This is a genomic window from Bdellovibrio sp. ZFWA1 (assembly GCF_056175665.1).
Window position 1 is genome coordinate 1,022,530 of the sequence record NZ_JBJKJH010000001.1, and the last position, 13,056, is coordinate 1,035,585.

Below are 13,056 nucleotides of genomic sequence, written 5' to 3' on the forward strand. Positions count from 1 at the left end.
TAATTCTAGACCTACTCTATGACAGCCAAAGGCCCCTCTAAGAGGCCACGTACAAATTGAAAAACTCGAGGCTCTACAGACTCTTTTGTTTGCTCGGGACTTCCGGTTGCCAAAACTTCTTGATCTACAACAAGCACCATCCGATGCGCCATTTGATAGGCGCGATTCATGTCGTTTGTCACAGCTATGACGGTCGACTTTCGTTCTTTTTGCAGCTGAATAATTAGCTCGATAATTTTTTTAGATGTGATGGGATCAAGGCCCGCCGTTGGATCATCGTAAAAAATAATTTCGGGCTCTAGAGCTAATGCTCGGGCAATACCAAGCCGCTTCTGCATTCCCCCGCTAATTTCATCTGGATATAGAGCATACGCATGAGAAATCCCCACCGCCTCTAGATAAAACTTTACTTTATTTTGAATTTCGATTTCTGAAAGATCGGTTAGTTCCCGAAGTGGAAAGGCGATGTTTTCTGCGCAAGTTAAAGAATCAAAAAGAGCGTTTTTTTGAAAAAGCATCCCCATTCGTTTTACTAATATTTCTCGATCCTTAACGCTTAATGACGAGAGCTCTTGTCCATCAATTAAAATCTGTCCTTTAGTCGGGCTCACAAGGCCCGTCATCAGCTTCAAAAGTGTGGTTTTGCCTTGTCCGGATGGACCAATGACCACCAGGGTTTCACCCTTCTGAACCTCTAAATTGACGCCCTTTAGAACCGAGTGTCCCTCGAAGTCTACATTCACATTTTTTAACTGGATTATAGCCATGACTCGCCCCGAATTCCTTGCCCCATACATAGATTTAAGATTGAATGGGAGGGCTTACGCAAGATTTAAATTTTACTAATCTTTTGAATCCTTTAAGGAGAAATCATCATGTCTCACAAAAGAAAGAAAATCGCCGTCATCGGCGCAGGTTTTGTTGGTTCAACAACGGCTCACTGGGCCGCTCAAAAAGAATTGGGCGATGTTGTTGTTTTAGACGTTAACGAAGGCGCTGCTATTGGTAAGTCATTAGACTTAGCTCAAGCAGGTCCTATCGAAATGTTTGATTCTAAAGTGAAAGGTACAAACAAGTACGAAGATATCGCAGACTCTGATGTTGTTATCATCACTGCGGGTATGCCTCGTAAACCAGGCATGAGCCGCGATGAACTTGTTGGTATCAACGCTAAAATCGTAAAAGATGTTTGTGAAGGCGTGAAAAAATTCGCTCCAAACTCATACGTAATCGTAGTTTGTAACCCAATGGACGTTATGGCTGTTTATGCTAAACAAATCCTTGGCTTCCCACGTGAAAGAGTTTTGGGAATGGGTGGCTGCTTAGATTCAGCTCGTTTCCGTCAATTTATTGCTGAAGAGTTGAACGTTTCTGTTAAAGACGTCAACGGTATCGTTATCGGTAACCACGGTGATGCGATGATGCCACTTGTTCGTCATGCTTCTGTAAGCGGTATTCCTTTAACTGAACTACTTCCTGCTGACAAAATTGCAGCGATTGTTCAAAGAACAAAAACTGCCGGCGCAGAAATCGGTGGTCACTTGAAGACAGGTTCTGCATACTACGCCCCTTCTCGTGGTGCTGTGGAAATGGCTGAAGCTATCCTTAAAGATCAAAAACGCGTATTGCCTGTGGCTGTAGAGTTGACTGGCGAATTCGGCGTGAACGAAGGCTTGATGGTTGGTGTTCTTGCTACTATCGGCGGTAAAGGTATCGAAAAAGTACACAAATTTGAAATGAACGCAGACGAAAAAGCTGAGTTTACAAAATCAGTAGATGCAGTTCGTACACTTGTTGCTGCATTGAAGACGATCTAATTTAAAGATTCATTGGAGTCATAATGAATATTCATGAGTATCAGGCCAAAGAGGTCATTAGAAAATTTGGAGTTGCCACCCTTAAGGGCAAAGTGGCACACAGCCCAGAAGAGGCAATGCAAATTGCTAAAGAAATGGGTGGAAACATTTGGGTTGTTAAAGCTCAGATTCACGCTGGTGGTCGCGGTAAAGGTGGCGGTGTTAAGCTTGCTAAATCTATCGACGAAGTTGGCGCTTTAACAAAGCAAATCTTAGGAATGACTTTGGTCACACACCAAACGGGTCCTGAAGGTAAACTTGTTCAAAAGGTTTTCATCGAGCAAGGTTGCAACATCGAAAAAGAATACTACGTTGCTTGCCTTATCGACCGTGCGACTGGTCGCGCAGCAATGATGGCTTCTTCTGAAGGTGGAATGGACATCGAAGAAGTTGCAGAACACAATCCAAACGCGATCAAAAAGGTAGATATCGATCCAACAATTGGATTGGGTGCTTTCCAGGCTCGCCAATTGGCTTTTGAAATTGGCATGAAGCCTGAGCTCGTGAATAAAGCTGTGAAGTTCTTCCAAGGTCTTTACAACGCATTTATCGCAACAGATTGCTCGATCGCCGAGATCAACCCTTTAGTTGTAACTAAAGAAGGCGATATTCTTGCTCTTGATGCAAAAATGAACTTCGACTCTAACGCTCTTTTCAGACATCCTGAAATCGTTGAGCTTCGTGACTTGAACGAAGAAGAACCAACTGAAATCGAAGCTTCTAAGTTCGATTTAGCGTTCATCAAACTTGATGGCTCTATTGGCTGTCTAGTGAATGGCGCGGGTCTTGCGATGGCAACTTTGGACATCATCAAGTTGCATGGTGAGAGCCCAGCAAACTTCCTTGATGTTGGCGGTGGCGCTAACAAAGAGAAAGTAACAAACGCGTTCAAAATCATTTTGCAAGATGCAAACGTTAAGGGAATCTTGGTTAATATCTTCGGTGGTATCATGAAATGTGACGTGATCGCTGAAGGTGTTATCGCTGCTTCTAAAGAAGTAGGTCTTAAAGTTCCTTTGGTTGTTCGCCTTGAAGGAACAAACGTAGATCTTGGAAAGAAACTTCTTTCTGAATCTGGTTTGAATATTATCCCTGCGGACAATTTGACTGATGCAGCTGTTAAAATCGTTGCTGCTGTAAGAGGTAAATAATGGCTATTTTAATTAACAAAGACACTCGCGTTATTTGCCAAGGTATCACTGGAGCTCAAGGTTCTTTCCACTCTGAGCAGTGCTTGGCTTACGGAACAAAAATGGTTGGCGGTGTGACACCAGGTAAAGGTGGAACTACTCACTTAGGTCTTCCAGTTTTCAACACAGTTTACGAAGCTAAAAAACAAGCTGGCGCAAACGTTTCTATGGTTTTCGTTCCACCAGCATTTGCCGCAGACTCAATCATGGAAGCTGTTGATGCGGATCTTGATTTGGTGATCTGTATCACAGAAGGTATCCCTGTACTAGACATGGTAAAAGTGAAGAAGTTTATGCAAGGTAAACGCACTCGCTTGATCGGTCCAAACTGCCCAGGTGTGATCACTCCTGGACAATGTAAAATCGGCATCATGCCAGGCCATATCCACAGACCAGGTCGTATCGGCGTTCTTTCACGCTCTGGTACTTTGACTTATGAAGCTGTTGGCCAGTTGACGGCATTGGGCCTAGGTCAATCAACTTGCGTAGGTATCGGTGGTGACCCAGTGAATGGAACTAACTTTATCGACGTATTGAAGCTTTACAATGAAGATCCAGATACGGATGCAGTGATCATGATTGGTGAAATCGGTGGATCTGCAGAAGAAGAAGCTGCTGAATACATCAAAAAAGAATTCAAAAAGCCGGTAACAGCGTTCATTGCAGGGGCTTCAGCTCCGGCTGGTAAACGTATGGGTCACGCTGGTGCGATTATCTCTGGCGGCAAAGGAACTGCGGAAGCTAAATTCGCAGCCCTAGAAGCTGCTGGCTGTAAAATCGCGCGCAGCCCTGCTGATATGGGTATTACTTTGAAATCTATGCTTAAATAAGCCTGATTTTAGGTTTTAATTTCATAGGCCAACCTTCGGGTTGGCCTTTTTTGTGGACAAGAAACCCCGCTTTCGATAAAAACAACCCGATTCAAAACGATTTAACACATCGAATTAACTAAGGAGTCTATCATGGCTATCGAACAAACATTTTCAATCATCAAGCCAAACGCAATGAAGAAAAACGCTATCGGCGATATCGTCAGCATGTTTGAAGCAAACGGTCTTAAGATCGCTGCTGCAAAAATCACTGTTCTTTCTAAAGCGAAAGCAGAAGAGTTCTACGCTGAACACAGTGCTCGTCCATTCTTCGGCGAACTAGTTTCTTTCATGACTTCTGGCCCTGTTATGTTGATGTGCTTGCAAGGTGAAGGCGCAGTTTTGAAAAACCGCGAAATCATGGGTGCTACAGACCCTAAAAAAGCTAACGCTGGAACTGTTCGCGCTAAATTCGGCGACAACATGGGCGAAAACGCAGTTCACGGTTCTGATTCTGTTGAATCTGCTGCTCGCGAACTTGCACTTTTCTTTGAAAAACACGAAATCTGCAACGTATAATAAGATTGATGTCTCAATCTAAAGATTCTAGGGACTCGAAAGAGTCCCTTTCTTTTTCTGTCGGCCAAGTGATCCAAGTGCGCATTGAAAAAATGGCAGTTGGTGGCGCAGCTATTGCTCGCCACCAGGGCGTTGTCATATTTGTCCAAGGTGGTGCACCCGGCGAACTTGCAGAAATTAAAATCATCCACAAGAAAAAGAACTTCCTAGAAGGAGAAATCATTTCGATTGTAGAGCCTTCTCCTTTCCGCAGAACGGCTCCTTGCCCTGTTGCGGGCAAGTGCGGCGGCTGCGCTTGGCAACACCTGAAGGAAGAGGAGCAGCTTCGCCAAAAGGAGCTGATTGTAAAAGAAAACTTTAAAAAGTTTTTGCCTGAAGTAAGCTACGAACTACTTCCAATAGTAAAAAGCCCCAAAGATTTTAGGTATCGTAATCGCATCCAGCCAAAAACAAAAAATGGGAAATTTGGATTTTTCAGTCACGGCTCACACGAAATTGTCGAAGCAAAAGACTGCCTAATTACCGAGGAATCTATAGCTACAAAACTTCCACAAATTGCCTCTGAGGCTGTTGCTAAGCGCCCCGATGGACGCTTAGAGGCCTATATTGATCAAGATACCAACGAGGTTCGCTGGAATTTTATCGACGAGGACGAAGACGGCGTTGGGTTTTCCCAAGTAAACCGCTTCCAAAATGAATTTATGGTAAATACGGCCCTAGATTGGTCAATGGGTGAATATTCCGAAGTGTGGGATTTATACGCCGGAGCTGGCAATTTTACCCACCCCTTAACTTCCAAATATCCATCTTTGAATACGTTTGGTGTCGAGTTAAGCGCAAAGCTTGTTGAAAGAGGTCGCAGACTTTCAAAAAACAAGAAAACACAATTTTTCCAAGCCGACGTCGAGTCTTTTTTGAAGCGTCGAGTGCCAGCAAAGGACTCTTTAGTTTTCTTAGATCCGCCCCGAGCTGGCTGCACCCAGTACGTCATGGAGAGCATTGCTTTAGCGATGCCAAAAAAGATTGTTTATATTAGCTGTCATCCGACCTCTTTGGTTCGTGATTTGCAGTGGTTTTTTCAAGCAGCACAAAAAAAATCTATCAAATATCGGCTTCATCGTGTCCAACCATTTGATATGTTTCCTCAGACTGATCATGTCGAAACCTTAGTTGAACTGGAGATTGACTCTTAGCTCTAGGATGGTAACTTTTATCTATGAATAAAGTTGCCCTTTTCCTTGTAATAATCCTTCTTTCTGGCTGCGCCATGTTTGGTTCGCAAAATGCCGAAAAGGCCGAGCTTTATCTTAGATTGGGAATATCCCACATCGAAAATGGCAATCTTCCTTTTGCGCTTCGTGAGTTGCTTAAAGCTGAAGAATTCGACAACAAAAATCCCTTAGTTCAAAACAATCTAGGCCTTGTCTATTTTTTGAGAGAACGTTTTGATTTGGCAGAAAAGCACTTCAGAAATGCTGTTAAAATTCTGCCAAGCTTTACTGACGCAAAAAATAACTTAGCAAGAACTCTTATCGAAAAAGAACAGTATGCCGAGGCAAAGGTTTTACTTGATGAGGTTTTAAACGACCTTACCTACGCCTCATTTGACAAAGCCTACGTGAATTTGGGTCTTCTGTGGTTCAATCAAAAAAAATTCGATCAATCGATAGATGCTTTTCAAAAAGCACTGAACCTTCAAACCGACAACTGCATCGCCAATTCTTACCTTGGCAGGTCTTACTTTGAAAAGAAAGATTATGGCGCCGCAACCGATGCATTAGATCGAGCCGTTGGTTTTTGCCAAAATCAATTATTTGACGAGCCTCACTACTACAGCGCATTAGCATGGTATCGCTCTGGGAATAAAGCAAAAGCAGAGGCTCGCTTCGTAGAGATCATAAAGCTTTACCCAGATGGCAAGTACCGAGAAAAAGCCAAATCCATGTTGGAAATTCTAAGAAAGGGATTCTGATGCAACAGACCGGCCAAATCTTAAAAAAAGCCAGAGAAGAAGCAGGACTTTCTCTTCACGAGGTCAGTTTATCACTTAAAATCAGTAGCCGTATTATTCAAGCCATTGAAGAAGCTGACGAAAAGAAATTGCCAGCAAAAACTTTTTTGCGCGGCTTTGTAAAAAGTTATGCGAATTTACTAAAGCTAAATGAAGAGCACGTGCTTGAGGTGTTCTATACTGAAGTGGGATCAACCGTTCCAAAACTTCAGACCGGAGAAACTGTCCATCGACGCGGTGAAACCGTCGATGTTTCTAGACCAAAACCAGAACTTCGTGAGCCTGTTCGCAAAGCAAACGAGGAAGATCCGACTTCACAGAATGCAGTTGCCTCTGTCGAAGCTAGTAGCCCAACTGATTCAAACGCACAGTCTGAAATCAAAAATGAAAAGTCATTCACGGCCCATCAGCCAAACTATGTCGAACCCTCGTTAAAGCCAATTGATCAAAACAAGAGCCCCAAAACGGCGATCCTTACAGTCGTCGGGGTCGTCTTAGTTATATTAATTATCAGTGCAAAACACATTATAGATAAATACTCCAAAGAGGCCGCAGTTCCAGCTGTTGAAACGACAACGACTGATGACTCTTCTCCGGTTGTAGCCGAGGCTCCAGTTACTGGGATAGGATCATCAAATGATGCAGGAGCAGGTCTTACGCAAGCAACAACAGCCGAGACAACTCCCAAAGATGGCCTTGTGGAAAATGCGGCAACTACAGCTCCGACTAAGGTGACAGACTCAAATCCATTGACCAAGACCATTCCTGCAGTTGCAGCAACTCAAACGCCACCCGCTGCCCCAGTGACTCCGGTGGGCAGCAATGAACCTAAGGCAGGATTTCCGAAGGTCACGGTGCCAGACGGTAAGCCAATTGAGCTTATAGTTGAAGCCATGGAAAACGTTGAAATTGAGTATTCTAGCAAAAACGGCAAACGATCTACGATCAAATTAACTCCAGAGCAAGTTCACACTTTTAAATCTAAAGATGGACTGTCAGTTAGTATCTCTAACGGAGGGGCTGTAAACTTAATCCTAAATGGACGGGACCTTGGCATCCCAGGGGATTCGGGTAAGTCGATTAAGTTGAGCTATTAAGAGTGAATAACTTAAAAAAAATATTCTTTATCAGTCTAATTTTAAAACTTGGTGTGGCAGCTCTGCTGCCACTTAGTTTTGATGAGGCTTACTACTGGATGTGGTCTCACCATTTGCAGCTTAGCTATTTCGATCATCCCCCAGCGGTGTCTTGGTTAATGTGGCTTGGACAGATATTCGAAAATGTCGGATCAGCCGTCCGCTGGCCCTCGGTAATATTGGGCCACCTAATTCTTTTTGTTTGGTATTATATACTAAAAGATTTTGTTTCTACGGATCATATTAAAAAAGTCTGGATAGCAATTTTACTAAATCCATTTTTAGGACTGGGATCAGTAATTGTAACTCCCGATCTCCCCGTTTTGTTTTTTTGGGCCCTTGCTACTTTGTTTACACTCAAGGCCCTTCAGTCACAACGGCCTCTTTGGTACGTCCTATTGGGAATATCCTTAGGTCTGGGCTTTTGCTCAAAGTACCATATCGTACTGTTTGTTCCTGCGGCTCTTCTGTTTCTTGGATTTTCTAAAGAATACAAAAGAATCGCTTGGCGATATCTTCCACTGACTGTTGTAGCAGGATTCATCGGCTCGCTTCCTGTATTAATTTGGAACTACCAGAATGAGTTTGCTAGTTTTAAGTTTCAGCTAAATCATGGCCTTCATGGAGAATCCTACGAATTTATTTGGACATGGGGCTATATTCTTGCCCAACTTGTCTTGGTTTCACCATTCGTATGGTTTTCTTTTTACAAAGCTAAAGTACCTGCCCAGTTACGTCTCGTTAGCTGGCTGGGCCTATTTCCTTTTGCATTTTTCTTATATACCAGCACCAAAGGACACGTGGAGGCGAATTGGCCCATCATTGGATATAGTTCGATAATAGTAGCTGCAAGTTTTTCAACAAAAGCCACCCGTTATTTTAAAAAAGCAAACCAGTTTTGGATTTTTCTATATGCATTGATTGCGGTGATTCTTGTCACCCCTCAGTTGCGCCAAAAAATCGAAAAACTTAACGAACCCTTTGTATTCTACACAATCGCAAATGAAGTAAAAAATTATCAGCCCCTTTACGGAACTACTTACCAAATGGCTTCGTCACTTTGGTTTATAAATAAAACTCCTGTCTACAAACTAAATGGGGCTAGTCGATTAGACTTCTATGATGGACTTCCCCAAAGCTATCCCCAACAAAGTAAATTTTATGTTTTAAAATACAAAACACAAAGTTTGCCTACATGGCTTAATGAGGCCGACTACTCGGTAAAAGACGTTAAAGAAATTAATAATGAGTTTACACTGCTTGAGGTGCTGAAGAAATGAAAACAATTGTTGGGTTTTCTCTATTTTTAGTCACCTACTTCATGTTCGGATTTTATATTAATCAATATGACATGAGCGTGATTCCAAAATCTTTGAAGGCTGAGAATCCAGAGGGATTTTATGACTATAAAGGTGTGATAAACGTACATAGCTCTGCCAGTATCGGATCTTCTAATGCCAAATTTATTTTGGATTCCGCAAAAAACGCCGGATTAGATTTCATTATTATGACCGACCTGAATACCTATGAACCAACGGTGGCCGGCAATTACTATAATAACTTATTAGTTTTAGATGGACGAAAATACAGTTATCTTGATAGTCGGCTTATTACTGTCCCACTGCGCGAAGAATCCATGGGCTCTAATCTCGGCGAAGTTCAAGTGAAGATGGCAGATCTTTTAAGCCAAACAACCACTTCCAACAAAGACGGACTTCTTTATTTAGCACATCCATTTAAGACGGGATTTAGCTGGAACTCCGAAATTCCAGAAGGAATGGACGGTGCGGAGGCCATCAACCTGAAAACTCTTTCGTTAAAGGCATGGCAGCGCTCTAAGCTGTCCACAATTTGGAGTTTAATAATCTATCCCTTTAATTCAAGATTAGCTTTAACGCGTCTTTTTGAAGAGCCCAACGAAGAGTGGGGACTGATTGATAAGATTGCTAAAACAAGAAGCTTCCATGCCTACTCAGGCGCAGAAGCATCTGCTCGCGCACTTCCCTTCGGCAACTATTGGATTCGCTTTCCTAGCTATCAAAGGCTCTTTGAAATCACAAACAACCACGTTCTTTTAAAATCTGAACTTACCGGCAACTTTCAATCCGATAAGCTGAAAATATTTAATGCCCTCAAGAACGGACACTTCTATATTTCGATGGATATTCTTGGTGATCCCACAGGATTTTCAGCAACAATGGAAGATCACTCGAAAACATATATGATGGGGTCAGTAATTCCATTTTCCAAACATACCGTCTTAAAAGTAAAGCTTCCCGCAAAGCCCAAACATTTCTTTGAAATTCTTATTATAAAAGATGGCGAAAAATTCAAAATCTTTAACGACGATCAAATTATTATGCCTATTGAAAAACCGGGAAACTACAGAGTTCAAGTTAGGGTCAGTCCTCTTTGGCCCATTCCAGATGGCAAACGTTGGTTGACCTGGGTTTATTCAAATACTTTTTATGTTAAAAAATAGTTCTGATCTTCAAGCCCGCACAGGCTTCTAACTGACATGATAAACGTTCATTATCAGCAAACTGACGATCGGCAGCCATTTCGGCTTCAATTTCGTTTCGGGCGGCCAGGGGAATTGAGTCGATAAATACGCGACACGTTCCACATGTTCCATGGCCCCCGCAAGAATGCGATATTTCGATCTTTAGCTTTAAGGCTAAATCCAAGACCGAACCTCGTAATTGACTCGCAGGGACAGAAACTCCCTGATTCACAAACTCTAATGATTCAAGCTCTTTAGGGTCCACCTTAGAAAGCCTTTCTGATTTCAGGGTTTTTGTTGAAAGCCCCTTAGCCATTCGGTATCTATAGCCTATGAGATTCATCGCATTTGACTTAGAAACCACTGGAACTGTTCCTGGAGTTGACCAAATCGTCGAAATCGGAGCTGTCCGCTTCATCGATGGCCAACCCGAGGCTATTTTTGCAACCCTTATTGATCCTTTAAGAAGCATTCCTCCTGGAGCGTCTGCAGTCAATGGTATCTATGATGATATGGTCAAAGGTAAACCCACAATTGAATCTGTCCTTCCAGCCTTTGCTGAGTTCTGTGGCGATGATCTTTTGGTCGCTCACAATGCTCCGTTTGATTCTCAGTTCTTAACTGCTGACATTAAAAAATTTGAAGTCGCTGCTCCAAAAGGCATCGTGGTCGATACTCTTCCAATCGCTAGAAAAGTTTTTCCAGGTTTACCTAATTACAAGCTTGGAACTTTAGTTCAGCACTTAAAGATTCCTTCAACGGACTTTCACCGCGCGGAAGAAGATGCCAGCTATTGCGGTCGCTTATTTTTTGAAATGTTAAAGCGTATTTCCGTTGGCGGCCAAGCTCCAAAAGTTGAAAACTTGGTTGCATTGACTGGAAAGCCGGAAGTTCGCTTTCCACAAATCACTCGACAGCCAAAGCAGATGGATTTATTCGGCGGTCTATTATAATTCTTTGGCTAGATGGGCGATCGGATAACGACGCCCTCGACCAAACGAATGCCTACTGACCTTCAAAACTGGTGGCGCTTGCCATCTTTTAAATTCAGTTCTCATTAAAATCGGTAATAACCATTTTTCTTCTTTTGTCTTAGCATCCCCAGCTTTTTCCACAAGATTCTCTACCGCCCGATCTAATAGATCATAGGCTGGCAAACTGTCCTGATCTTTTTGATTCGGTCGAAGCTCTGCCGTTGGCGGCCGATCAATAATTTGATTCGGGATCAACTCGTGCTCTGAATTATAGAATTTAGCTAACGCATAGACTTGGGCCTTAGTTAAATCACCCAACGGACAAAGCCCGCCACACATGTCCCCGTAGAGGGTTGAGTATCCCGAAGCGAACTCACTCTTGTTAGAGGTATTCAAAAGCAGACTGCCCGTCTTATTGGAGTACGCCATTAATGTCAGGCCTCTTAAGCGAGCTTGAAGATTTTCATGAACCAAGCTGAATTCGCCAATTGAGATTCCAGCTTGAAGCATATCTACCACGGCTTGATAGGCTGGATTCATTTCGACTTTATGAAACTGAATCCCCAAATTCTTTGCAAGTTGCGATGCAAGTTCATAACTAAGATTGGAACTATGCGGACCAGGAATTGCGATTGCCGTTACATTTGATGCCCCAACAGCCTCAACAGCAAGAGCCGCTACCACGGCCGAATCAATTCCTCCGCTAAGTCCAAAGTGGAGTGATTTCATTCCTGTTTTACGGCAGAAATCTTGGATCCCCAAAACCAGGGCTCGGCGAAGCTTATCAATCGAAGAAAGTTCCGGCGCCAAAGCCCAAGATTCTTTTGTGTCTAGATCAAATAAATTAATATCTTCTTCAAACGAATGAAGGCGAACAAGCTCTTTGCCATTTTTATCTAAAACAAAGCTTCTACCATCGTAAATAATTTCATCCTGGGCGCCCACCATATTCACATAGGCAATGGGTGCTTTAAAGTGTTTAGCAGTCTGCCCAGCTACGTAATGTCGATCTTCAAGTTTCTTTGTATGCCAAGGAGACGCGGACAGATTCAAAACCATATCAACTTTTGTTTTTTGCTTTTTAATTGGGTTTTCTTGATATTGAGAAACACCCTTGGCATCTGGCCATGCCCATATATCTTCACAAATAGAGACGAAGAAATTTTTCTTCTTAAAAGTAAAGTAGTTCTTATCCATCGAATCCGACTGAATAAATCGAGCTTCGTCAAAGACGTCCCCGGTCGGCAATAATGTTTTATGGAAGAATTTAGTCTTTTTTCCTCGGATAACCAGCGCGGCACTGTTGTAATAAGGTCGGCCAAGCTTCTTTGGATTTGCTGTCAACAGGCCTACTAATACAGCCATGCCCTCAGGCACTTTCTTTTCAATGGCCTGCAGGGCCCTCATTTGAATCTTAAGTAATTGCTTACGTTCTAACAAATCAAACGGGGCATAACCAAAAAGGGCACATTCTGGAAAAACGACAATGTCAGCCTTACGCAGTCGTGCCTTTTCAATGTATTCTAATACTTTCAATTTATTGGTTTCAAAATCAGCCAGAGTTGGATTTATTTGAGCAAGTGCGATTCTCATTCCAATATCATACGCCCAGAAAAGCCATCTTGGTAGCCATGATAATGCGCAATTCTATTTTCAGGATATTTCCAACAAAAATAACCTTGCCCATTGTCAAAATCAGCCATCCACAGACCTTTGGGCTCGGCACCTAATTTTTCCAATTTATTCTGCCATTTATGAATCACATCGTTGATTTTCGATTCCAATTCGACAGCCGTCGGATGAGCTTTGTCATCCGAGAAGGCCTTCAAGCGATTCGTATAAGAGCGAACTTCTTTTTCAGACTCTTCTGATAATCTGTAAACAATCGGCAATAAAGCATTCGCCTCCACTAGCGTAAATACTTTCTTGCGATTGATCTCAATCACATTAGACAAACAGTCCTCCCCTTTGAGGAACACCTGTATCCATTAAATGTTT

The 13,056-nt window shown here is 42.6% G+C and carries 14 protein-coding genes; 10 read left to right on the top strand and 4 right to left on the bottom strand.

Annotated elements, in window-relative coordinates; translation table 11 throughout:
• Positions 1-11 precede the first annotated feature (11 nt).
• Entirely contained in the window at positions 12-767 is a 756-nt protein-coding gene (locus AC04MN_RS04850; protein ID WP_475382061.1) for an ABC transporter ATP-binding protein, read from the bottom strand.
• A 108-nt stretch (positions 768-875) separates the two neighbouring features.
• Here AC04MN_RS04850 and mdh point away from each other — a divergent pair, with 108 nt between their 5' ends.
• The 9 genes from mdh (at position 876) to AC04MN_RS04895 (ending at position 10,063) form a co-directional block, all read left to right on the top strand.
• Positions 876-1,817 carry a malate dehydrogenase gene (gene mdh, locus AC04MN_RS04855; RefSeq protein WP_475382062.1) on the top strand — a complete coding sequence of 314 codons (942 nt, stop codon included), beginning with the start codon at positions 876-878 and terminating at the stop codon, positions 1,815-1,817.
• A 23-nt stretch (positions 1,818-1,840) separates the two neighbouring features.
• Positions 1,841-3,007 carry an ADP-forming succinate--CoA ligase subunit beta gene (gene sucC / locus AC04MN_RS04860; RefSeq protein ID WP_475382063.1) on the top strand — a complete coding sequence of 389 codons (1,167 nt, stop codon included), beginning with the start codon at positions 1,841-1,843 and terminating at the stop codon, positions 3,005-3,007.
• The gene (sucD, locus tag AC04MN_RS04865; RefSeq protein WP_475382064.1) at positions 3,007-3,876 is read left to right on the top strand and encodes a succinate--CoA ligase subunit alpha; all 870 of its coding nucleotides are present in this window, start codon (positions 3,007-3,009) and stop codon (positions 3,874-3,876) included. The genes sucC and sucD overlap by 1 nt, the downstream gene beginning before the upstream one ends.
• A gap of 132 nt (positions 3,877-4,008) precedes the next feature.
• Complete coding sequence (gene ndk / locus AC04MN_RS04870) at positions 4,009-4,434, top strand: nucleoside-diphosphate kinase (RefSeq protein WP_475382065.1); 426 nt, start codon at positions 4,009-4,011, stop codon at positions 4,432-4,434.
• 8 nt (positions 4,435-4,442) lie between these two features.
• Complete coding sequence (locus tag AC04MN_RS04875; RefSeq protein ID WP_475382066.1) at positions 4,443-5,627, top strand: class I SAM-dependent RNA methyltransferase; 1,185 nt, start codon at positions 4,443-4,445, stop codon at positions 5,625-5,627.
• 23 nt (positions 5,628-5,650) lie between these two features.
• The gene (locus AC04MN_RS04880) at positions 5,651-6,406 is read left to right on the top strand and encodes a tetratricopeptide repeat protein (RefSeq protein ID WP_475382067.1); all 756 of its coding nucleotides are present in this window, start codon (positions 5,651-5,653) and stop codon (positions 6,404-6,406) included.
• On the top strand, positions 6,406-7,542 hold the full coding sequence (locus AC04MN_RS04885) for a helix-turn-helix domain-containing protein (RefSeq protein ID WP_475382068.1): 1,137 nt from the start codon (positions 6,406-6,408) through the stop codon (positions 7,540-7,542). The genes AC04MN_RS04880 and AC04MN_RS04885 overlap by 1 nt, the downstream gene beginning before the upstream one ends.
• 2 nt (positions 7,543-7,544) lie before the next feature.
• Positions 7,545-8,861, top strand: coding sequence for a glycosyltransferase family 39 protein (locus AC04MN_RS04890; protein WP_475382069.1), 1,317 nt, complete (start codon positions 7,545-7,547; stop codon positions 8,859-8,861).
• The gene (locus tag AC04MN_RS04895) at positions 8,858-10,063 is read left to right on the top strand and encodes a hypothetical protein (RefSeq protein WP_475382070.1); all 1,206 of its coding nucleotides are present in this window, start codon (positions 8,858-8,860) and stop codon (positions 10,061-10,063) included. The genes AC04MN_RS04890 and AC04MN_RS04895 overlap by 4 nt, the downstream gene beginning before the upstream one ends.
• On the opposite strand, the gene AC04MN_RS04900 is transcribed toward AC04MN_RS04895, so the two are convergent.
• Entirely contained in the window at positions 10,053-10,427 is a 375-nt protein-coding gene (locus tag AC04MN_RS04900; RefSeq protein ID WP_475382071.1) for a 2Fe-2S iron-sulfur cluster-binding protein, read from the bottom strand. The genes AC04MN_RS04895 and AC04MN_RS04900 overlap by 11 nt on opposite strands.
• On the opposite strand from AC04MN_RS04900, the gene AC04MN_RS04905 reads away from it, so the two are divergent.
• The gene (locus AC04MN_RS04905; RefSeq protein ID WP_475382072.1) at positions 10,417-11,037 is read left to right on the top strand and encodes a 3'-5' exonuclease; all 621 of its coding nucleotides are present in this window, start codon (positions 10,417-10,419) and stop codon (positions 11,035-11,037) included. The genes AC04MN_RS04900 and AC04MN_RS04905 overlap by 11 nt on opposite strands.
• Here AC04MN_RS04905 and AC04MN_RS04910 read toward each other — a convergent pair.
• The gene (locus AC04MN_RS04910; RefSeq protein WP_475382073.1) at positions 11,032-12,651 is read right to left on the bottom strand and encodes an NAD+ synthase; all 1,620 of its coding nucleotides are present in this window, start codon (positions 12,649-12,651) and stop codon (positions 11,032-11,034) included. The two genes, AC04MN_RS04905 and AC04MN_RS04910, sit on opposite strands and share 6 nt — an antisense overlap.
• Positions 12,648-13,004 carry a DUF2203 domain-containing protein gene (locus tag AC04MN_RS04915; protein ID WP_475382958.1) on the bottom strand — a complete coding sequence of 119 codons (357 nt, stop codon included), beginning with the start codon at positions 13,002-13,004 and terminating at the stop codon, positions 12,648-12,650. Before AC04MN_RS04915 ends, AC04MN_RS04910 begins: the two co-directional genes overlap by 4 nt.
• Between the last annotated feature and the right edge of the window lie 52 nt (positions 13,005-13,056).